The 21391-nt window shown below is 61.1% G+C and carries 21 protein-coding genes; 5 read left to right on the plus strand and 16 right to left on the minus strand.

Going from position 1 to position 21391, the window contains the following annotated elements:
* Positions 1-127 precede the first annotated feature (127 nt).
* Complete coding sequence (locus PMI09_RS21605) at positions 128-1621, minus strand: ABC transporter substrate-binding protein (RefSeq protein ID WP_007799454.1); 1494 nt, start codon at positions 1619-1621, stop codon at positions 128-130.
* A 3-nt stretch (positions 1622-1624) separates the two neighbouring features.
* The gene (locus tag PMI09_RS21610; RefSeq protein ID WP_157213394.1) at positions 1625-2077 is read right to left on the minus strand and encodes an anhydro-N-acetylmuramic acid kinase; all 453 of its coding nucleotides are present in this window, start codon (positions 2075-2077) and stop codon (positions 1625-1627) included.
* Between the two features lie 948 nt (positions 2078-3025).
* Here PMI09_RS21610 and PMI09_RS21615 point away from each other — a divergent pair.
* On the plus strand, positions 3026-3619 hold the full coding sequence (locus tag PMI09_RS21615) for a DUF6088 family protein (RefSeq protein WP_007799459.1): 594 nt from the start codon (positions 3026-3028) through the stop codon (positions 3617-3619).
* Complete coding sequence (locus tag PMI09_RS21620) at positions 3612-3851, plus strand: nucleotidyl transferase AbiEii/AbiGii toxin family protein (protein WP_007799461.1); 240 nt, start codon at positions 3612-3614, stop codon at positions 3849-3851. The genes PMI09_RS21615 and PMI09_RS21620 overlap by 8 nt, the downstream gene beginning before the upstream one ends.
* Before the next feature lie 66 nt (positions 3852-3917).
* Here the strand turns inward: PMI09_RS21620 and PMI09_RS30555 are convergent, their stop codons facing one another.
* The 4 genes from PMI09_RS30555 to PMI09_RS21640 form a co-directional block, all read right to left on the minus strand.
* Positions 3918-4298, minus strand: coding sequence for a glutathione S-transferase C-terminal domain-containing protein (locus tag PMI09_RS30555; protein ID WP_081499099.1), 381 nt, complete (start codon positions 4296-4298; stop codon positions 3918-3920).
* A gap of 142 nt (positions 4299-4440) precedes the next feature.
* A complete protein-coding gene (gene guaA / locus PMI09_RS21630) occupies positions 4441-6003 on the minus strand; it encodes a glutamine-hydrolyzing GMP synthase (protein ID WP_007799464.1) in 1563 nt (520 codons plus the stop codon).
* A gap of 93 nt (positions 6004-6096) precedes the next feature.
* Complete coding sequence (locus PMI09_RS21635; protein ID WP_007799466.1) at positions 6097-6735, minus strand: 5'-methylthioadenosine/S-adenosylhomocysteine nucleosidase; 639 nt, start codon at positions 6733-6735, stop codon at positions 6097-6099.
* Complete coding sequence (locus PMI09_RS21640; RefSeq protein WP_007799468.1) at positions 6732-7181, minus strand: PaaI family thioesterase; 450 nt, start codon at positions 7179-7181, stop codon at positions 6732-6734. The genes PMI09_RS21635 and PMI09_RS21640 overlap by 4 nt, the downstream gene beginning before the upstream one ends.
* Positions 7182-7428: 247 nt before the next feature.
* Here PMI09_RS21640 and PMI09_RS21645 point away from each other — a divergent pair, with 247 nt between their 5' ends.
* Both PMI09_RS21645 and PMI09_RS21650 read left to right on the plus strand, forming a co-directional pair.
* Complete coding sequence (locus tag PMI09_RS21645) at positions 7429-8490, plus strand: GH25 family lysozyme (RefSeq protein WP_037083750.1); 1062 nt, start codon at positions 7429-7431, stop codon at positions 8488-8490.
* 44 nt (positions 8491-8534) lie between these two features.
* Complete coding sequence (locus tag PMI09_RS21650) at positions 8535-9110, plus strand: dienelactone hydrolase family protein (RefSeq protein WP_007799473.1); 576 nt, start codon at positions 8535-8537, stop codon at positions 9108-9110.
* A 33-nt stretch (positions 9111-9143) separates the two neighbouring features.
* Here the strand turns inward: PMI09_RS21650 and PMI09_RS21655 are convergent, their stop codons facing one another.
* The 7 genes from PMI09_RS21655 to PMI09_RS21685 form a co-directional block, all read right to left on the minus strand.
* On the minus strand, positions 9144-9596 hold the full coding sequence (locus PMI09_RS21655) for a TspO/MBR family protein (RefSeq protein ID WP_007799474.1): 453 nt from the start codon (positions 9594-9596) through the stop codon (positions 9144-9146).
* A 62-nt stretch (positions 9597-9658) separates the two neighbouring features.
* Positions 9659-10747, minus strand: coding sequence for a DUF1513 domain-containing protein (locus PMI09_RS21660; RefSeq protein ID WP_007799476.1), 1089 nt, complete (start codon positions 10745-10747; stop codon positions 9659-9661).
* Positions 10748-10752: 5 nt separating this feature from the next.
* Positions 10753-11847, minus strand: a complete 1095-nt coding sequence (locus tag PMI09_RS21665) for an imelysin family protein (RefSeq protein WP_007799479.1) — start codon at positions 11845-11847, stop codon at positions 10753-10755.
* Entirely contained in the window at positions 11847-13385 is a 1539-nt protein-coding gene (locus tag PMI09_RS21670) for a di-heme oxidoreductase family protein (RefSeq protein WP_037083752.1), read from the minus strand. Before PMI09_RS21670 ends, PMI09_RS21665 begins: the two co-directional genes overlap by 1 nt.
* Before the next feature lie 48 nt (positions 13386-13433).
* Positions 13434-14714: an imelysin family protein gene (locus PMI09_RS21675; protein WP_007799483.1), complete on the minus strand. Its 1281-nt coding sequence runs from the start codon at positions 14712-14714 to the stop codon at positions 13434-13436.
* A 139-nt stretch (positions 14715-14853) separates the two neighbouring features.
* Entirely contained in the window at positions 14854-16143 is a 1290-nt protein-coding gene (locus PMI09_RS21680; protein WP_007799486.1) for an RsmB/NOP family class I SAM-dependent RNA methyltransferase, read from the minus strand.
* Between the two features lie 156 nt (positions 16144-16299).
* Positions 16300-16662 carry a septal ring lytic transglycosylase RlpA family protein gene (locus PMI09_RS21685; RefSeq protein ID WP_024317743.1) on the minus strand — a complete coding sequence of 121 codons (363 nt, stop codon included), beginning with the start codon at positions 16660-16662 and terminating at the stop codon, positions 16300-16302.
* A gap of 596 nt (positions 16663-17258) precedes the next feature.
* On the opposite strand from PMI09_RS21685, the gene PMI09_RS21690 reads away from it, so the two are divergent.
* Positions 17259-18473, plus strand: coding sequence for an MFS transporter (locus PMI09_RS21690; RefSeq protein ID WP_007799490.1), 1215 nt, complete (start codon positions 17259-17261; stop codon positions 18471-18473).
* A gap of 10 nt (positions 18474-18483) precedes the next feature.
* Here the strand turns inward: PMI09_RS21690 and PMI09_RS21695 are convergent, their stop codons facing one another.
* From PMI09_RS21695 to PMI09_RS21705, 3 genes are read right to left on the minus strand one after another with little or no spacing between them, the layout of a single operon-like run.
* A complete protein-coding gene (locus PMI09_RS21695) occupies positions 18484-19356 on the minus strand; it encodes an SDR family oxidoreductase (RefSeq protein WP_007799492.1) in 873 nt (290 codons plus the stop codon).
* The gene (gene queG / locus PMI09_RS21700) at positions 19356-20504 is read right to left on the minus strand and encodes a tRNA epoxyqueuosine(34) reductase QueG (protein ID WP_007799495.1); all 1149 of its coding nucleotides are present in this window, start codon (positions 20502-20504) and stop codon (positions 19356-19358) included. Before queG ends, PMI09_RS21695 begins: the two co-directional genes overlap by 1 nt.
* Positions 20505-20516: 12 nt before the next feature.
* Complete coding sequence (locus PMI09_RS21705) at positions 20517-21209, minus strand: glutathione S-transferase family protein (RefSeq protein WP_007799497.1); 693 nt, start codon at positions 21207-21209, stop codon at positions 20517-20519.
* Positions 21210-21391 lie beyond the last annotated feature (182 nt).

A 21391-nucleotide genomic window follows, 5' to 3' on the forward strand; every position in this document is an offset into this window, starting at 1 on the left:
CTGGCGGTGGAGCCACTCGTTCAGCCTCGCCCTCGTCGTGACGGAAGCATTGAGGCCCGCCGGGGCGACATGCCCCAGCTGACTAGTTGTCGTTGGTCCAGTACCGGAGGTCACTGACTCTCAACCCTCAGTTGGTGATGCCGAGCGACGACTTGTACAGGTTCTTCTGCATGTCCCGGCCCAAACGCTCGGTGATCTCTTCCCAGCCGGTCTCGACGTTCGCCACCGCCTCTTCAGCAGTGATCTCGCCGGCAAGGAAGCGAGCGAGCTCGCGGTCAAGCACGACACCCTGATACTCGGCGGTCCCCGGGATCTTGAGGTCCGAGGCCATGTTCGGGTTGTTCAGGCTGTCCTTGATGGCGCCAAGATAGTTCTTGGCTGACTCCTCTGTGAACCCGGCCTTGATCCACGGCTCGAGATTGTCGAGCTGCGAGTTGCGATACGGGTTGTAACCAGTCCAGCCGATCGTCACGTCGACATTCGATTGGGCCGCCTGGTTCATGTAGGACAGGAAGTCATAGCCGGCCTGTTTCACCTTGTCGTCAGCCTTGGCGTTGATGCCGCCGGTCCAGCCACCGAACGCCGCGAACGGAGAGTAGTTGATGCCGTCGATCGCATGCGGGCAACGGGTGGCATCGCAGTCGACGAGCTTGCCGGTGGCCCTGTCGAGCACCTTCTTGGTACCCATCATGATGGTAGCGCCCATCTTGTTCTTGATCGCCGCGCCGCCCGGGTCGAGAGACAGGGGGCCGATGTCGCCCCAGTCGATGGCCAATGCACAGCGACCAGTCGTGACGAGCGCCCGGGTGTCGCCGATGTCGTGGTTGAGCTCATCGGGTGGTCCGTATTCGCCGTTCCCCTTGTAGACCTTGAAGGCCTCAGCCCAGGCTTCGTTATTGACCAAGGGTTTCATGGTCGCGGGATCGAAGAACAGGCCCTCACCGGTGCCCTGAGTCTGAACGTAGGCGGCAGCGATCGACATGAGGGCGAAGTATGACTGCGCGTTCCGCTTCTTGAACATGCAGGAGCCGAAATCCGGCGTGCCGTCGCCGTTCAGGTCCTTGCCGTTGGTCGCTGCAGCAACCGCATGATACTCGTCCCAGGTGCGCGGCGGCTTCAATCCCATCTCGTCCAGAATGTCCTTGCGGTAATAGACCATCTGGAAGTCGCCATCGACGGTGATCAGGTAGGTCTTGCCGCCGACCTTCTGGTTATACTCGCGGAAGAACGGAGCAATGTCGTTGATGTCGATCTTGGTGTCCTTCGCGACATAGTCGGTCAGGTCCTGGAGTAGACCGGCGTCGACATATTCGGGCGCCCAGCTCGAAGCAAAGACACCGACGTCGATGGAGTTGGTGGCGGTCGCCCAGTCGGTGAGAAGTTTCTGGAACAGCTCCGCGAACGGGACCTCGGCGACCTCGATCTTCGCCCCGGTCATCTCGGTGAATTCTTTGCCGCGCTCGACAAGACGCTGGGCAATAACCGGTCCGGGCCGGGTCATGATCCTGACCGTGACGCCGTCATACATTTTCTGCGCTGCCGCAGGCCCGCTCGCCGCGACGCCGGCCATGGCCATTGCGCAGAGAAGCAGTGGGCTCAAAAGTTTTCCAACGTGGTACATTCGTTACCTCCCTTTGTTGGTTCGCTCGCTCGGCTGCACCTGGTTGACCGTGGTGTAGGCAAGCGTCGCAAACTTGATCGCCTCCCTGGACTGCACCGGAATGGCAAACTCGTGAGATGTCGTCAGGCGCAGACCCTTCGGCATGTATTCCCGCAGCCTACTCATCAGGTAATGATTCCGGGTGCCTCTGCCGCTGGCTATTTCGCTCAGAATTTTGACGTTGTCGGTGATCGAACGCGTAATCGCGTACGCGGCAAACTCGGTCAAAGTCGCCAGCAAATCCTCTGTCGAAAGATGACTGAACTCCTCCATCTGGCGGTCGAGATAGGAGGAGCCGAAGTCGAGATGCCAGGCGCTCCGTGGGATCGGTCGCTTGAAGAAGTCGTGCTCTTTCAATCTCGCCATCAGCATGTCGGCGACCTTGCCCTTGGAGGCGACTTCGCCGTCCTTGTTCATAGGGCCTGCCCAAAGATTGTAGAACAACTTCGCAGGTAGCGTGAGCAAATTTGTGAACATCTGTTGGGTCACGCAGGTTGCGTCGGTGCGACTCTCGATGAATTGCTGGAAACGAGGCGGCCAGCCGTCGTGGCGCTCGCACCGTGGGCATTCATACGGCCGCCTTTATGAAGGTCGCGCGGCATCTGTATGAGAGAAGCGGCTTTGTCCGCTGCCCCAGATACGACCTGCTCGTATCTGATATCTTCACCGTCGACAGGGCGTCGGGTGACGAGCAGCTTGTCGCCTGTCGGCTGGACCTCTAACCGCGCCCTCGTTCGGCGACATCTGAAGGGCTCTGAGAGCCTCCCAATTGCACTCCGTAGTACGTCAGAGTACCCCGCAGACTCGAGCTCTGTTTACTTCCCAAGCGACCGCATCCAAATTGAAGCGAAGAGAGCGAATGCGCCACCCTGACGTTGATCAACCATAGCGAAGAGGAGAGCGCCTACCGGATCCTCCAACCTACGATATGGCCGCCGACACCCCCTCACTCCCACTCGATTGTTCAGACGGACCATAAGTAGCTGATTTCGCTCGCAATTTCTCAGTTTAGGCGACAATAAGCCGACGTGGGGGCCGTCAAAAAGCTACGCTGTTGATTTTAAACAGATTTTTCAGCGAAAATTTTTTCGTGTGGCTTCGGTATCTGTCGAGGTCGATTGCCTCTGAGAACCGATTTTTAGCGGCTGGGAGCCGCTCCGCTACCAGCGGAAAAGTACCGTCATGCCTCTTATAGCAGCGTTTTGTCGCCCGAGCGAGGCCCGTCCGACCCACGTCCCAGAGCAAGCCTACAAGAGGGCCTGACGTACCGTTGTCGCTCCCTATTCCGCGCCCTTGTATGTCAGAAAACGATGTACTATTTTCTGACGCATGAAAGCCACTGTCACATCAGTTCCGGATCGGATCATGCGACGCGCCCGCGCTGGCGGGCGTGGCGGCGTCTTCACGCCTCGTGACTTCCTGGACGTGGCCGCGCGCGCAGCGGTCGACCAAGCCCTTTCCCGTCTGGCGAAGATCGGAAAGCTTCGCCGCCTGGCGCGTGGCCTGTATGATTTCCCCAAGGTCCATCCCAAGCTAGGCCCGCTTTCTCCAACTCCCGACGACGTTGCGCAGGCGCTTGCACGCGAGACCGGCTCGCAGGTGCAGATCGCTGGCGCGCGCGCGGCGAACGCGCTCGGCCTCTCGACTCAGGTTCCGGCGAAGAGCACCTATCTGACCGATGGCCCCTCCCGCCGCGTCGTGCTGGGCAAGCGCGTGGTCGATCTGCGCCACGCCTCGCCCAAGCATCTGATTGCTCCGGGCAGCGCGGCCGGCACCGTCGTCCAGGCCCTGCGTCATGTGGGGCAGGTGCGCGCCGCCGACGTCGCACAGATCGCAGCGCGTCGTCTGTCGGCCAGCGACAAGAAGACGCTCGCCTCCACTGCGGTCCAAGCACCCGCCTGGATGCGGCCGACGCTCGTCTCGATCGCAAACGCAGCGTCGGGCGATCTCGATGGATAAGGTCGCTCTTCTTCCAGCCACCGATCGGGCGGCTCTTTTTGGCGAGACCGGCGCAGGTCGAGGGGTCGCCGACACGATCATCGAAAAGGACTTCTGGGTCTGCTGGACCTTGAAGCGGCTTTTCGGCCTGCAAGGGAAGGACGCTGCCACCTTGGTCTTCAAGGGCGGCACGTCCCTTTCCAAGGCATTCGGCGCGATCCGCCGCTTCTCCGAAGAAGCTTTGATATCTTAGCATGGTCGACCGATTGTTTCATTCGGATCTCGCCAAGCTTCGGGGCTTCACCCGCGCGCAGATTTTCTAACCGGCCAGCAAAGCTTGCCGCTTGCGCAGCTCGCTTGTCAGTCGATCCGCATAATCCGGCCCCACAGCCCTCTTCACGCTATCGCGCGCCCGCAACGCCGAACGCCAGGCGGCAACGCGCGGCAAGCCTTCGAAGAACGGAGCCGAGGCTTTCTCGGACAGGCTATCGAAGAACCGGAAAATCGGCGCGGCGACGACATCGACCATAGTGAAGTCCGCAGCCGCAAAGTACGGCCCCTCGGACAACACGACCTCAAACCGAGCGAGCTTTTCGCGAAGCGCCGCGCCTTTGGTTTCGACCGTGGCTTGGCCAGGGGCGTTGAGAAGCGGCCAGGCGTCGGCGACGATCGCCGTCAGCGTCTCGAGGATGTGCGATATGACCGAGGTTCGTCAGGCGGACCGACGAAGCCAACTTACATCCACCGATAGACACTGATCGATATCGGACAAATTCATTTTTGTTTTCAGAGTGTTACGTCGTACTCTAGCGTAAATTCGGCGGCGATTGGATCGGCCTGAATCATTCCCACTCGATCGTGCCAGGCGGCTTCGAGGTGACGTCGTAGACGACACGATTGATGCCACGCACCTCGTTGATGATGCGGGTTGCGGCGCGGCCCAGGAACTCCATGTCGTAGTGGTAGAAATCGGCGGTCATGCCGTCGACGGAGGTGACGGCGCGCAGTGCGCAGACGAATTCGTAGGTGCGCCCGTCGCCCATGACGCCGACGGTCTGGACCGGCAGCAGCACGGCAAACGCCTGCCAGATGGCGTCGTAGAGACCGGCCTTGCGGATTTCGTCGAGATAGATGGCGTCGGCTTCGCGGAGAATCTCCAGCTTTTCGCGGGTGATGCCGCCCGGGCAGCGGATCGCGAGACCCGGACCGGGGAAGGGGTGGCGGCCGATGAATGAGTCGGGCAAGCCGAGCTCCTTGCCGAGCACGCGCACCTCGTCTTTGAAGAGCTCGCGCAGCGGCTCGACGAGCTGCATGTTCATGCGCTCCGGCAGGCCGCCGACATTGTGGTGCGACTTGATCGTCACCGACGGGCCGCCGGTGAAGGAAACGCTTTCGATCACATCGGGATAGAGCGTGCCCTGGCCGAGGAAGTCGGCGCCGCCGAGCTTCTTCGCCTCTTCCTCGAAGGTCTCGATGAACAGCCGGCCGATGATCTTGCGCTTAGTCTCGGGATCGCTGACGCCTTCGAGCTCGCCGATGAACTTGTCGGAAGCGTCGACGTGAACCAGGTGCAGGTTGTAGTGTTCGCGGAACATGGCGACGACGTTGGCCGCCTCATCCTTGCGCATCAGGCCGTGATCGACGAGCACGCAGGTGAGTTTATCGCCGATCGCTTCGTGGATCAGTAGTGCTGCAACGGAACTGTCGACGCCGCCCGAAAGCGCGCAGAGGACGCGCTTGTCGCCGACCTGCTCGCGGATCGCTTCGACCGCCTTCTGGCGATAGGCCGACATCGACCAGTCTGCCTTGATGCCGGCGATGTTGTGAATGAAGTTGGCAATCAGCTTGGCGCCGTCAGGCGTGTGCACGACTTCGGGATGGAACTGCACGCCGTAATATTTGCGCTTCTCATCGGCGATGAAGGCGTAAGGCGCGTTCGGCGAGGTCGCGACGACTTCGAAGCCTTCGGGGAGTGCCGTGACGCGGTCGCCGTGGCTCATCCAGACCTGATGGCGTGAGCCCTTTGACCAGAGGCCTTCGAACAGGGCGCTGTCTTCGTCCACCTCGAGGAAGGCGCGGCCGAATTCGCGGTGGTGGCCGCTCTCGACCTTGCCGCCGAGCTGCATGCACATCGTCTGCTGGCCGTAGCAGATGCCGAAAACGGGCAGGCCGCTGTCGAAGATGATATTAGGCGCACGGGGCGAGCCTTCATCGACCGTCGAGGCCGGGCTGCCGGACAGGATCACGGCCTTCGGCTGCAGGCGCTTGAAGCCTTCTTCGGCGGACTGGAAGGGAACGATCTCGCAGTAGACCCCAGTTTCGCGCACGCGGCGTGCGATCAGCTGGGTTACCTGGCTGCCGAAATCGACGATGAGAACGCTGTCTGGATGTGCTGTCTGGGTCATGGCGAGCCTTTAATGAAAAGCACTCGGTCTTGCAATGCGCGAAATCCTTCGCTGGAGGATTTTATTGTCCTGATTGTCCCTGTTTTGCAGGCTCTAGAACCAGAATACGCCGTCCTCCAGCGCCGTAAACAGGCTGTCGACGGCATAAGACAGCTTGCGGTCGACGACATGCAGGTATTCCGTCCAGCCGGAAATATGCTGCAGCTCTTCCACGCCGTCGGAAATCCCGCGCAGGCCGATCAGCGGCAGCTGGTACGCCTGGCAAGCGCGCAAGATTGCGAAGGTCTCCATATCGACCATGTCTGCGGCGATCCCGTTATAGGCCTGTCCCGACACGACATTACCGCCGGTTGAGAGGCTCGCCTCGGGAATGCCTGGAATTCTGAGTGGCAGATCGACGATGGCGGGCAAGTCGAGAAACGGCGTGCGCCCCTTCTCGAAGCCGAGCGGCGATGCGTCCATGTCGCGATAGGAAACGGAGGTTGCCTGATAGACCTCGGTCTGTTCGAGCTTTGCCGACCCGGCCGAACCGAGCGACACGACCAGCTGCGGCAACTCGTCGGTCTGCTCCAACTGCGCGAACGCCCGGGTGAGCACGATGGCCGCCTCGACCGGACCGACCCCTGTCATCAGCGGCTCGAAGCGAGAGCGCAGGAAAGGACCATACTCGGCCTCGGCCGCCATCACGAAGAGAATGGACTTGCCGGCGACCGATTTCAGCTCAAACTTCATCCCGAAATGCCCTCTCTGCCACGGATGATCATCATGGTGCTTGTCATGGAAGCGATCAGCTTTGCCGGTCCGTCGCCGATCGCGTAGCCGCGCCCGTCCGCAACGATGATGTTCGATCCCGGCTTGGTGATCTCGCCCCGAAAGAGGAAGCGATCACCACGCCCCGGCGACAGCAGATTGACCTTGAATTCGATCGTCAGAATGGATGCCTCGGCATCGATGACACTGTAGGCGGCAAAACCGCAGGCAGAATCGAGGGCAGCTGAGATCACGCCGGCATGCAGGATCCCGTGCTGCTGAGTGAGCTTGACGTCGAATGGCAACTCAATCTCCACCATTGCCCGCTCGACGCGCGTCAATTCGGCGCCGATCGTGTGCATCGCCGCCTGGCGCGCAAAGTTTTTCCGGATCCGCTCGTGGAAATCGCCACTGTCGTTGTCAGTCATCGTTTCGCCTTTCTTGCGAGCGCGAAAGTGGCATGGTGCGCCGCGTCAGACAAGCGGTTCCCGGAAATCAGTTGGCGGAGCGCTCCCGCGCGATTTGCTGCCGCCCACCGTTTGACCGCGCGTGCCAGCGCCGGGCGTAAAGATTGGATTCAGTCTTTTTTGGTAAATCTCCGTTAGCCATTGCTTCTCAGTGGTTCCCCGGTGGCAGCGAATCTGCCGTCGACAGTTGTTTTGCGTGCGGGTTCTTATGCGTCTATCGGCTGCGTCAGCTTTCTTCCTTGCTTGCCTTGCTTTGTCAGGCTGCACGTCCAGTTTGGGACCGGACAGCCTCGTTGCAGGAGCGCCATCGCGTGAGACGACCAACTCGGTCACGCGCCCAAGCGCTCCCGTGCCGGCAACGACGGTACCGTCGGCTGATGTCGCGGAGACACCAGCGCCAGCCGCGCCGCGACAGGAGGAATTGGCTTGGGCCGGCCCGGTCCCCCAGCCGCAAGCCTTCATGCCGCAGGCAGGCGTGGCCGCTGCGCCCATGCCTTCGGAAAGGCCGGTTGAAACAGTGGCGCCGGCCGTATTGGCGCCCGCAGCACCCGAAACCGACGAGGCGCCACGGACACGTTCGCGGATCTACAATCACCGTTTCCGTGACGTCAAACCCATCAACTTCGGCTCGTCGTCGCCGCGAAAACTCGCCGTTCATGGCGTCGACGTTTCGCGATGGCAGGGTGACATCGACTGGCAGAAGCTGAGGACGCAGGGCGCGAACTTCGTCTACATCAAGGCGACTGATGGCGGCGATCATCTTGATCCGATGTTCCGAAAGAACTGGCGGGACGCCAAGCAGGCCGGAATGAAGCGCGGCGCCTATCACTTCTTCTATTGGTGCCGCACGGCAGGCGAACAGGCGGACTGGTTCATCCGCAACGTTCCGAGGGAAGCCGGAGCCTTGCCACCGGTTATCGACGTCGAATGGAACGGCGAGTCGAGCTGCAAGCGGCGCGTCTCGCCCGAGAAGGTTCGCGAGAAGATGCAGGTCTTCATGGACAAGCTTGAGCGGCACTACGGCCAGCGGCCAATCATCTATACGGCGCCGGACTTCTACCGTGACAACCTGAAGGGCGCGTTTCTGAACTATCCTTTCTGGCTGCGTTCGGTTGCGGCACACCCCTCCAAGGTTTATCCCGGACGCCGGTGGGTATTCTGGCAGTATTCGGGCTCCGGCATCTCGCACGGTGTCGACGGCCGGATCGACCTGAACGTGTTCCACGGCAGCGAGGATGACTGGCACGACTGGGTCGCCCGCGCCGGTTGAGACGCTGCCGGTTCCGCCCGTGTGAAACAATCGGGAGGTCCGCCATGGTAGAAGTTGTGCTATTTCACCACGCGCTTGGATTGACGCAGGGCGTCATCGCTTTTGCTGCAGACCTGCGAGCCGGTGGACACGTCGTTCATACGCCCGACCTATTTGCCGGCCGGACGTTCGACACCTTGGAGCAGGGTGTGCAGCATGCTCAGGAGATCGGCTTCGGCGAGATTATCCAACGCGGAGCCCGCGCCGTGGATGGGCTTGCGAGTGAGCTCGTCTATGTCGGTCTCTCCCTCGGTGTTCTCCCGGCGCAGTATCTGGCTCAGACGCGTCCCGGCGCGCGGGGCGCGATCTTCCTTCACGCCTGCTTGCCGCGTTCGGAATTCGGTTCGGCTTGGCCGAAAGCCCTGCCCGCGCAGATCCATGCAATGGACGCCGACCCGTTCTTCGTGGGAGACGGTGATATCGAGGCGGTGAAGGCGCTGGCCGGCGAGTCGGCTGACGTCAGGCTTTTCCTCTATCCGGGCGACGAGCACCTTTTTTCCGACCGGTTGCTCGCGGCCTATGATCCAGCCGCGGCAGCTGTTCTTCAACGGCGATTGCTCGACTTTCTCGCGGATCGATAACTGTTCGCCCGAGTCGCGGGGGCGGGCAAATTGCTAGTTCAAATAGACGATCGAGGCATTGAGCAGCGCCTCGAAGCTCACCCAGACGGCATAGGGAATGAAGAGCAGCGCCGAAATTCGGTCCGATTTCCAGCGGTTGACGACAAAGGCAAGGATCAGCGCCAGTAGCAAAACGATCACGACCAACGCAGCCGATGGCATCCGCAGGCCGAAGAAGGATGGCGACCAGAGAAAATTCAGCACCATTTGCCAGGCCCAGAGGAGCATGCCGATGGAGAGGTGTCCTCGCAGCCACGTCCGCGCCCCGGCAATGCCGACCAGCGCGTAGAGAACGAACCAGACGGGCCCGAAAATCCAATCAGGTGGATTGAGCGCCGGCTTGACGAGAGATTGATACCATTCCCCGGGCGGATTGCTGACGCCGATAACCACGCCTCCACCCAGCGCGATTGCGACGAAGACGACGTAGGTCAGGGTCCTGCTCATTCGCCTGACATAGGGCGGCTCATATCCGTGAACCAGATCGCTAGCGATCTTTTGCGCACAATTCAGATGGTCGCAATGCGTACGATATGCTGGTCCCAGGCGACGTCGCTCTGCGTTGATAGAAACCCGCCTTCATAGGACGACACGGCAAAACCGCTCCTGGCAGCGGCAATGCCTGCCGCGTCCGGCACGAACTCCTCATGGAGCACCCGACCGCTCTTCGCATCGATCGTCACGGAAGCACCGCCCTTGGGGGAGGTGACGCCGACCAGCCCTTCCATCCGATTGATTGCGATGGCGCCGACGTAGTTTGCGAGCCGGCGTGTGGTCTCTTCCGGAAGATCGACAAAGCGCAGATCCTCGCCTTTCGCAAACGAGCCGACGAGGGGCGGCAGGTCGTTGCGATGGCCCTCGTATTGGCAGGCAAACCAGACGCGGCCGCTGTCGTCGACATCGACGTGCCGTGTAGAGAGTTGCGCCCACTGCGATGGCAAGGAGCGTTTTTCGATCAGCGTTCCCGTTGCCGCGTCTATCAGCGTCAGCGACGGTTGCATGCTGGATAGGTTGAGCTTCGTGCGGCCGAAGTCCGGATGCGTTTCGATCCCGCCATTGGCCACGATCAGCATGCGCCCGTCGTCAGACACGGTCATGTCATGCGGACCGACGCCGTAGGTCTCGAACTCGCCGACACGCTCAAAACGGCTCGTCGCGTCGTAAAGGCCGATCACGCCACGGTTGGTGTCGAAGGCGTTTTCGCTGGCATAGAGAAGCCGGCCATCCGGTGAAAAGGCGCCATGGCCATAGAAGTGGCGACCCTCGGCAGTCGTGATGATGATCGGCTCTTTCTTGCTGCGAGAATCGAAGATCATCGCATAGGTGCCGGGGCGGCGGGCAAACGCGACAGTCTTTCCCGTCATTTGGCTGAAGGCCATGCCATGCGCTCGTGCCGGAAGCGCGACTTGATCGATGATTTCACCGCGCTCCGAAACGGTGGCAACGGCGTAGGATCCGTTTGCCGTTCGCATACCAGATGCATAGACAGCATCCGCGCGCTCCAGCGCCATGAGCGCACGCGGCTGGAGCGCGGCCAGCAATGTCAGTCCGGCGGCTTTGACGAAACTGCGCCGGTCGATCGCCAAGCTATTCCACATGGCCCTCAATCGCCGTCCGAGAAGGAGAAGCCGGCTGACAGGCCGATCGCTACGCCGTAATCATCGCTGATTTTGGTGATCAGTTCGCGCGTACTGACGAGAAGGGCATCGAGCTTTGCTTTCTCCTCGGCGCTTGTCGCAACTTCGATATCCGGGTTGAGCTTCGGCACGGTCTCCAGCAGCGACTTGAAGCTGGCATCGATCGCATCGGCGATGGGCTTCTTGTCCGCAGGCAGAAGTTCGGCCATGCCGGCCTTTTGCCAGAGCGTGCGCAATCCTTCGAGGTTGGCCGTCATCGACTTCCACGTGTTGTGGGAGCGCCAGTAGATCGCCATGCGCGGACGTGGTGTGGTGTCCTTGCCCTTGTAGAACTGCTCGAGCCGTTGGTCGCGGACGGTCTCCGCGCCATGAACGAGAATCCCGAGCAGCGCGGTCACCGCTTCCTTGTTGTCCATGAAGTCTGCGCTTTGCGGGCCCGGATGCTTCCAGCTCGCCTGCACGCCATCAGGCTTTTCCCAGGCCGCGACGACTTCGCCGGCCTCGCGCTGGACGTTGCCGGCAATTGCAGCGCCGTAGAGGCATCGGAAGCTGTTCTTCTGCTTGGTCAGGTCTTCGGAGCCGGTGCCGTAGAGCACGTACTCAAGCGCCGTCAGTCCCTGCAGCGCCACGCTCTTGCCCGCGATTGCGTCGACTGTCGCATCTTTGGGGTCGGCCTTGGCGATCAGAGCCTGAACCTGTTTCAGGCCGACGCCCTTGCGATCGGGATAAAACAGGATGTGCTCGAAGAGATTGTCCTGGATAACCGGCCCGGTCTGGACAATCTCTATGACCGACCAATAACGGATCGTGTCGTCGAAGGCCGATTTCGCCTTGTCGAGTGTCTGCTGGGTCGCGTCATCGCAGAGGTCCTTCATTGCCGTTGTCAGGCGCGCTGCCGATTGCTGGGCATTGCGGTAGCCAGGGCGGATCACGTCGTCGACTGCCCGCTGCATCACGGCCGATACCGCCTCCTCGTTCAGGCCGGCTTGCGGTGCAGTGGTCTGGGCGGCAGCGGAGGAAGCAAGGGCAAGGGAGAGAACAAGGGGTTGCCAAAGGCGCATCAAAGGGACTCCAGGAATGTAATCAGTGCCTGCCGGTCATCCTTCGGCAGGGATGCGAAAGCGTCACGCGCCTTTTGCGCCTCGCCGCCATGCCAGAGAATCGCTTCGGTGAGATTTCTGGCGCGTCCGTCGTGGAGGAAAAAGCTGTGCCCGCTGACAGTCTGTGTCAGACCTATACCCCATAGTGGCGGCGTGCGCCATTCACGACCGTTGGCGCTTCCGACTTGTTGTCCGTCCGCGAGACCGTCGCCCATGTCATGCAGCAGCAAGTCGGAATAAGGCCAGATCAGCTGGAAGGATTGGGCCTTGTCGGCGCTGTCGCGGCTCGTGACGAACTTCGGCACGTGGCAGGAGATGCAGCCGCTTTGGTAGAAGATCTTCTTGCCCCGCAGGGTTGCCGGAAAGCTCGCCTTTCGCCGCGCAGGGACGGCCAGGTTGGCGGAATAGAAGGTGACGAGGTCGAGGATCGGGCCGGGGGCCTCCTCCTTGCCTAGGCGCTTCTGCACGCCTGTCGGCATCTTCTGGCACCCTGCTTCGGCTTTTGTGCAGTCGCCGTGTGGGTCGGGCCGGTCGGAGTTCGAAATGCCAATGTCGTTGGAAAAAGCATCGGCGCTCTGATCACGCACGCTTGCATTCTGGGCCTTCCAGCCGAAGCGACCGAGCGCGATCTTACCGGTGCGGTGATCACGCACGATCGCCGCCTTGCCATGGATGCCGTCGCCGTTCGCATCGTCCGGATCGGCGTGGGCTAGGATGTCCGCCTCGGGAATGGCCTCGATCAGGCCGAGCCCGATCATTGCGGGCGCGACGCGCGGCGAGATCGTTGTCGCGGGGTCGAGTGGCCCGTAGCCAAGGTTGATCACCGCATAGGTCGGACGGCGCAGCGAGGCCGTTTCGCCGTCGCCAAGCGTCACAGGCTCCTCGGTGTAGCGGATCGCCATCTTCCCCTCGGAGGGAAGACCCGGAACTGCAAGATCCTGCAACTGGTGGCCATAGACAGGGTCGGGGAAGTTGACGTTCTCGGCGGTGGCGATTGCGCGTTGCTCCTCCGGCGTTATCGCCGGGCGCGATAGGCGCAGAAACATCGAGGTGGCGCTGACGCCGCCTTCCGGGGGCCTTCCGCGGCCGTCATTCAAATGGCAACTCATACAGGAGCGGGCGTTGAAGAGCGGCCCCAGGCCATCCGAGGCCTGCGTCGAGGAGGGGGCGGAAACCCAGAGCTTCTTGAAGAGGGCATTTCCAAGACGGAACGGCTGCTCTTTCTCAAAGGGGATCGTCGCGGAAATATGCGAAAAGGAATCCTCTGTGACCGGATCGATGGAGGTGGCGCCGCCGGCCTGCATCGCCTCGTATTGCTCGACCTTGGAAAAATCGGTGGTCGGTCGCGTCACATCGGCGACGCGTTTCATATCTGCGTCGGAAAGATCGGTTCGCTTTGTCGGGAGATCGAAATCGGACGCCAGGGCGACGGAAAATCCGGCAATCGCGGCGCAGAACACTGCGCTACTGAGAAGACGAGGGGCCGGTCTGGGAGGCATTTCGGGGGTTCGGGCCGCCCCGCCAGACGAAGCGGCCCGCCTTTTCACTTATTGGAAGACCGCGTTAGGATTATCCAAGCTGTCGGAACCTTCAAGCTTCACCGTGCCGAGATCGAGTGCGGCAATAACGCGCTGCACGGACTTGGTCTGGTCGACGAGACCGTCGATGGCAGCCTGAACGACGGCGTTGCCCTTCTTGTTGCCTTCGCCGATCATCTGGTCGTACTTCTCGACATTCTGACCGCGCTTCGCCATGACCTGCATCGCATCGAGCGTCTTCTTCAGCTTCGCCTGCATGTCCTTGTCGAGCTTGTTGTCCTTGGCTGCGACGAGATCATGCAGCGACGGACCCTTTATCTTCGTGCCGTCGACGCGGGTGTAATCGCCGGTGTAAGCGGCGGCGATGCCGATCGCGTCGTTGAGGTGCGAGTTGTAGGTGTTGTCGGAGAAGCAATCGTGCTCTTCTTCCGGATCGTGCAGCAGCAGGCCGAGCTTCATGCGCTCGCCGGCCAGCTCGCCATAGGAGAGCGAACCCATGCCGGTCAGGATGGCAACGAGGCCGGCCTTCGGGTCTGCTTCGACATGCTTGGTGGCTTCGCCATCCGGAGCCCAGTTGTTGGTCATTTCCTGAAGGTCGGAAACGAGCAGCGTGGAGGCGGACTTCAGATACTCTGCGCGGCGATCGCAATTGCCGTGTGTGCAATTCTTGAGGTCATAATCGGTCGCAGGGCGGTTGCCAGCACCTGGACCCGTGCCGTTGAGGTCCTGGCCCCAGAGCAGGAATTCGATCGCGTGGTAGCCCGTTGCGACATTGGCTTCGACGCCGCCGGCTTCTGCCAGCGTGCCAGACAGGAACTCAGGCGTCAGCTTGGACGCGTCAACGTCCTTGCCGTCGATCTTGATCGTCTTGTTGGCAATGACGTTGGCCACATAGAGCGAGTTCTCGTCGCTCTCGGTGCCGTAGGACGGGTCGACATAATCGATCAAGCCTTCGTCCAGCGGCCAGGCGTTGACCTTGCCTTCCCAGTCGTCGACGATCGGGTTGCCGAAGCGGTAGACTTCCGTCTGCTGGTAAGGGACGCGAGCCTTGATCCAGGCGGCGCGGGCAGTCTTCAACGTTTCATCGGTCGGGTTCTTGAGCAGGGCGTCGATTGCCGCGTCGAGAGCTTTCGCCGTGGTCAGCGAGTCTTCGTACTTGGCATGCGCAACTTCGGCGTAATGCTTGACGACTGCAGCAGCATCCGGTGCCGCGTAGGCGGGAATGGCGAGCAGAGCGGTTGGGGCCACCGCCAGCGCCACAGCTGCGCAAAAATTCTTGTTGAGTTTCATGATCCTCTCCTGTGCGGACGTTCCGTCTGAGGTCCGACGAAAAATCTCTTCGCCCAAAAGCAAACTGGTGTCAAACACTCTAGTTTGGAATGATTTTAAGTATATTCGCCGCCGTTGCTGGGGGGCGCCGAGTGAATGCTCAGCCTTTCCTCTGCATGCGGCAGAAGAAGAAACCGTCCGTATCGGTGGAGGCGGGCGTCAGGGTGATGGTCCTGCCGTCGGGCGAGCGGGGACGTGGACTGTCCTTTCCGAATAGTCCATCCCAGGCAGGCAGGGCACTGACGATTTCGTAGTCGCCGTTCTCGGTGGTGAATCGCCGGACCTGTTCCTCGTTTTCCTGCGGCAGCACCGAGCAGGTCACATAGATCAGCTCGCCGCCCGGGCGGACAAAGGCGCTGGCCTGCTTGAGTGCATCTTGCTGCTGGGCCGTGCGCTCATCGAGGTTCTTGGCGGTCAGCCGCCATTTGGTGTCAGGCCGCCGCCGCCATGTGCCGGTTCCCGTGCATGGCGCATCGACGAGCACCTTGTCGCAGCGATCGCTGAGGCTCTTCAAGGCCTTGGCGTCATCATGCACTTGGACATTGCGGGTTCCAGCACGCTTCAACCGCTCGATGATCGGAGCGAGCCGCTTGCGATCCGCATCGTAGGCGTGGACCTGGCCCTTGTTGTGCATGGCCGCCGACATGGCGAGCGTCTTGCCGCCGCCGCCCGCGCAGTAATCGAGAACCTGTTCGCCGTCTTTGGGAAGCACGAGATCGGCAACGATCTGCGATCCCTCGTCCTGTACTTCGAACCAGCCTTTCTGGAACGAAAGCTCGGCTGTCACGTTTGGAAGCCGTGAGGCTCCTTCGCCGGCGGGAATCCGGATACCGTACCGCGCGATCGCGGCCCTTTGTGCGCCGGCTCTTTCGAGCGCCTTGACCGTCTTGTCGCGGGTGGCTTTCAGGATGTTGGCACGCAAATCGAGCGTGGGACGCCCGGCAAGGGCCTGCGCTTCGGCGAGCCACCGATCGCCGAAGGCACGTTCCAAGGAGGACTGCACCCATTCGGGAATATCGCCCTGAACATGAGCCGGGGCGTCGGCCAGCCGGCGGCTGTTGAAGGCGGAGAGCTGCGCTTCGGAAAGCGGGCTTGGCGCGAACTTATCGTCCGTGAGTTCCGCGGCAAGGCTTTCCGGCGTGAAGCCCCACTGCCGGAACATGACGGCATGGGCGATGGCGGATGCGCTATCGTCGTCCATCAGCCACGCGTGGGAGAGGCGCATACGAAGCGCATCATAGACAATATTGCCGATCGCCGCGCGATCGCCGGATCCGGCGAAGCGATGAGCGAGGCCCCAGTCCTTCAATGCATCGGCTACAGGCCGTCTGCGGGCATCGATATCTGCAAGAACCGAAATCGCCCCTTCGAGCCGTCCGCCCAAACGCATTCACACAGCTCCTAGTCGCCTCGGGTCAAAATACCGGGCTTGTGAACAATCCGCAGGAAGCGCAACAGACGCAGCAGATTGTACACAAGTCTTCAATCGCGTCGTACTCGCGATTGGCGGCAAGAGCAAGCGGACCCCTTCGGGCCGACAGATGCTTTAGCCTATGACCTCGTAGCAGACCTTCGCGGTGCCGCTGCTGACCATACCAATGTTCTGGGCGGCGGCGCGGGAGAGATCGAGGACGCGGCCACGAATGAATGGGCCACGATCGTTGACGCGGACGACGACACTGCGTCCGTTTCTGCGGTTGGTAACTTTCAGCTTCGTACCAAATGCCAGTGAACGATGTGCTGCAGTATTGATGGTCGGGTTCATACGTTCCCCGGAAGCGGTTTTGGAGCGAAGTGCGTACCATGAAGCGCCACCGCAACCATTTGCAGCAAATCCTTCAACGGGAAGGATGGTAGAACAGGCTGCAATAGTTGCTGCTGCGATAACAGAACGGCAAATTTTCTTCAAAACGGATTGTCCCTCAACTGTTGAACTCGCGCCTTGTGGGCGGTGGGAGGGTTGAATCCGGCCAAGTGTGGCGAAAAAGTGCCCCCAATTATCACGGAATATTACAAAGTGTAATATTTGTGATGGCAAGATGCGCGACATGGAGCCGCTAAAAATCAAGGAGATGGGAAAAAAGATAATGAAATCAAGTAAAATTAGAACGTTTTTTGCAAGACCAAATCCACGCAACCCACGATCACAAAATTAACGAAAATAATTTTGCGTGAGCGCCATAATTAATGCCTCATTTGAGCAAATTCAGGGGCCGTTAACCATAAACCGGCGCTGGATTGTGCGCGCTGTGTCGGCGAAGTAGGAATTTTCTACCCTTTTGCTGAACTGCTGATGGCTGCCTTGGACAACCACAGGAAGTAAAATCTGCAGCCCGCTCCCGCAGCGTTGGTAACTCATGATATCAAGCTGGCAGGGGAGTTTGCCGAGGTATCGCACAAAAAGCACGACGGCGTTGTCGAAAGTGCGGCTGTGCGAACGTCTTAGCTTGCAAGCGCGCAAGCGGTGCGCGCCTCGTCAACTTGGGCAGGGAGGCTGCGGAAGTTATGAGCATACCCTACAGTTGGATTATTGTCGCGGCCGGGGCATTGATGACCTGCGTTGCGCTCGGCGCGATGTTCTCACTGGCGATCTTCCAGGAGCCGATCGCCATCGAGACCGGCTGGTCACACGCGGGCATCGCGACTGCGATGACGCTCAATTTCATTGTTATGGGGATTGGCGGCTTTCTCTGGGGCGCCGCAAGCGATCGCTTCGGTCCGCGCATTGTCGTTCTCATCGGCGCAGGCGCGCTTGGGCTGGCACTCGTATTGGCAAGCCGCGCGGAGTCCCTTCTGCAATTTCAGCTGACCTACGGCATTCTGGTCGGACTTGCGGCCAGCACGTTCTTTGCACCGATGATCGCCACGACGACAGGTTGGTTCGAGGAGAACCGCAGCCTTGCCGTCTCATTGGTTTCTGCCGGCATGGGTGTCGCGCCGATGACGATCTCGCCCTTCGCGCGCCTGCTTATCTCTGCTTATGATTGGCGCACCGCAATGCTGTTGATCGGCATCACGGCCTGGGTGCTGCTGATACCCGCAGCCTTGCTCGTCCGGCGTCCGCCGGCTGAAGCGAGCGACGGTGCCGCCGCCACTATATCGGACGGTGAGCGACCCAAACTCTCGCGGGTGTTGCGCTCACCGCAATTCATTGTGCTCGGCCTGACGTTCTCTGCCTGCTGCGCCGCGCATTCCGGCCCGATCTTCCACATGGTCAGCTATGCCACGATCTGCGGCATCGCACCGATGGCTGCCGTCAGCATCTACAGCGTCGAGGGGCTTGCGGGGCTCGGCGGCCGGCTTCTCTATGGTGGGCTTGCCGACAGGATCGGGGTGAAGCCCGTCCTCGTTACCGGCCTGCTCGTCCAGGCGATCGCGCTGGCAACCTATCTCTTCGTCAGCCGGCTCGGCGAATTCTATGTTCTCGCGATTATCTTCGGCAGTGCCTATGGCGGCGTGATGCCGCTTTATGCCGTGCTTGCGCGGGAATATTTCGGGCCGCGTATCATCGGTACTGTGTTCGGCGCAGCCACAATGCTGTCCAGCCTCGGCATGGCATTCGGGCCTCTGATCGGCGGCTGGATCTTCGACACGTTCCACAGCTACTCGTGGCTCTTCATTGGATCCGCGCTGGTCGGGCTGGGCGCGGCAGCGATCGCACTGGCGTTCCCGCCGCTCGCAAGGGTAAAGACCGAACCGGCTCTCGGGGTCTCGGCCTGAGGCGGTGCCGCTAACCGCGCCAGCTGTTGCTCTGCATCAGCTGCGCGAGCGAGGCGGGATAGGTTGGGAAGGAAAACGTGAAGCCAGCGGCCTTCAGCTTGGCGTTCGAGACCCGCTTGTTCTCGCCGTAGAAGGACCGCGCCATCGGCGTGAGTTCAGCCGTCTCGAAAGGCTGCTCCGGCGGGGGCTCGACGCCCATCAGGCGTGCGGCCTCGACAATGACGTCCTGCGGCGGGCCGGGCAGATCGTCCGTCACATTATAGATGCCGCCGAGCCCGCGCTCGGCGAGAAACCGCGTCGCCGCGCCGATATCCTCCACGCGGATCCGGTTGAAAACCTGATCCTCCTTGATCAGCCGTCGCGCGCTGCCGCGTTCCAGATTGCAGAAGGCATTGCGGCCCGGGCCATAGATGCCCGAGAGGCGGAGAACGGCTGCCGGTATATCGGCCTCGGCGCCGATGGCCATCCAGCCATCTTCCGCTTCCAGCCTCTCCTTTGACCGCCCGGAAACCGGTGTGCATGGCGTGTCTTCGGTGACCCAATTGCCCTTGTGATCGCCATAGACGCCGACCGTCGAGAGGTAGCCGATCCACTGGAGCTCCGGCATCATCTCCCGCAAGCGATCGCCCGCCAGCCTGATCAGCGGGTCGCCATTTTCCCGCGGTGCAATGGATTGCACGAGATGCGTCGTATCCCGCATTGCAGCGCGCAAGTCGTTCCCCAGGGTTTCGCCGTCGAAAAGGAACGCGTTAATGTCCTGGCCGCGCAGGGCAGCTGCTTTGTCGTCCGCCCGTGTGGTCCCGGATACGCGCACTCCATCAGCATTGAAGGCCTTGCCGATTGCCTTGCCCGAATAGCCGCAGCCGAAAATCATCACATCCATCACACAGCTCCCGCTAGCCGCCACTCGTTTAGGACATCGCTGTCCGACTCATCCGGCCTTTGTGCCGCAAAGGCAAAAAATTCTCCAGCCTCAAGAAGGCGCGAAAGCGCCCAAACCGCCATGCCACGCGCGACGGGCGAGGGGTCCCGTGTCAGTTCCCGACATCGCTCGACAAATCGGCGGTCGCCCGAATTGCCGGCGGCGATGAGCACATTCCGGATGAATCGATCGCGGCCGATACGCTTGACCGGCGAACCGCTGAAGAACGTGCGGAAGGCGGCGTCGTCAAGGCTGAGCAGGAACTCGATCGTCGGTTCCTTGAGGTCCTCGCGGGCCTGCAGCTTCATCTCGGACGCCTCGTGGGCAAATTTGTTCCATGGGCAGGCGGCAAGGCAATCGTCGCAGCCATAGATCCGATTGCCGATCAGCGGGCGCAACGCCGGATCGATCGGTCCCTTGTGCTCGATGGTCAGGTAGGAGATGCAGCGCCGCGCGTCGATCTGGTAAGGACCGGGAAAGGCATTGGTCGGGCAGATGTCGAGACAGGCGTGGCAGGAGCCGCAGTGGTCGACTTCCGGGGTGTCGATGTTCAAATCCGCGGTCGTGAACATTGAGCCGAGGAAAAGCCAAGAACCGAGCTCACGGCTGACGAGGTTGGTGTGTTTGCCCTGCCAGCCGAGGCCGGCCGCGGCAGCCAGCGGCTTCTCCATCACCGGAGCGGTGTCGACGAAGACCTTTACATCCGCCCCGGCGCGCGCTGCAAAACGCGTCGCAATCTCCTTCAACCGCCCCTTGATGACGTCATGATAGTCGCGATTGCGCGCATAGACCGAGATCGCAGCCTTGTCGGGCTTTGTCAGAACTTCGCGGGGATCTTCGTCGGGTCCATAATTGAGGCCGAAGACGACAATCGACCGGACATCGCTCCAGAGCGTGCGCGGATCGCCGCGCCTGTCGCGGGTTTCCGCCATCCACTCCATCGTGCCATGCCGCCCCGCGTCGATGAATTCGCCAAGCCGCTCCTTGGCCTCCGGTATGGCGTCCGGCTGCGTGATGCGACAGAGGTCGAATCCCAACGCCTTTGCCTCCGAGCGAACGAAGGCGGTGAGAGTGTCGCGGCGTTTCTGTTCCTTGTTTTCCGTGGCCATCGAAGGCCCTCGTCAGAAGTCCAGATCGGCGTAGTGCGACACCGGCGTCAGGCCCCGCACGCGCTCAGTGAGCAACGGTCGGAAGGATGGACGCGACTTCAGGCGCTGATACCACTCTTTCACAAGAGGGGCTTCCGACCAGTCGATTTCACCGAGATAATCGAGAATGGAAACGGCGGAGGCAGCAGCCAGATCGGCATAGCTCATGCGGTCACCCGCCAGCCACTGGCGCGAGCCTGCGAGCCATGTCAGGTATTTCATGTGCTGGCGGATATTCGCCCGCGCCGTGCGAAGGATCTTCGAGTCAGGCGCGCCGCCGCCCTGGTCTGCCGTCATCTGCAGCTTATAGACCCGCTCGCGGGCAAGCGGCTTGGTCACGTCGGTTTCCATCTTCTGCATGAACCATTCCGTCAGCCGGCGAATTTCGGCGCGCTGGAATGGATCTTCGGCCAGCAGCCGGCGGTCACGCTTGAGCACGCCATGCGTCTCGTCGAGATATTCGGAGATCACAGCGGCGCCGCACAGCGCCCGCATGCTGTCGTCGACATAAACCGGCAATGTTCCGGCTGGATTCAGCGCGAGGAAATCCCTGCGCTTCTCCCATGTCTGTTCCTCGATCAGGTCCGCCTGATAGCCGTACTCCGTCAGGATCAGCCGGACGAAGCGTGATGCGGATGACATAGGGTGATGATAGAGCGTGGGCATCGATTCTCGGATTTTTTGAGGGGTGTGGCACGTTGCAGGTGCGCGATGATTATAGCGCCCTAGTCATGACTCATTCGTTGAAGCTATAGGAGCTTGGCCCTTCCAATACAAGCGAGTCGGGCTGCCGACCGCCTGGACAAGGGAAGTGTACGTGCCCGAAAACCGATTTTTGCTTTCTCGCC

The organism is Rhizobium sp. CF122 (assembly GCF_000282035.1).
Classification (GTDB): Bacteria; Pseudomonadota; Alphaproteobacteria; order Rhizobiales; family Rhizobiaceae; genus Rhizobium.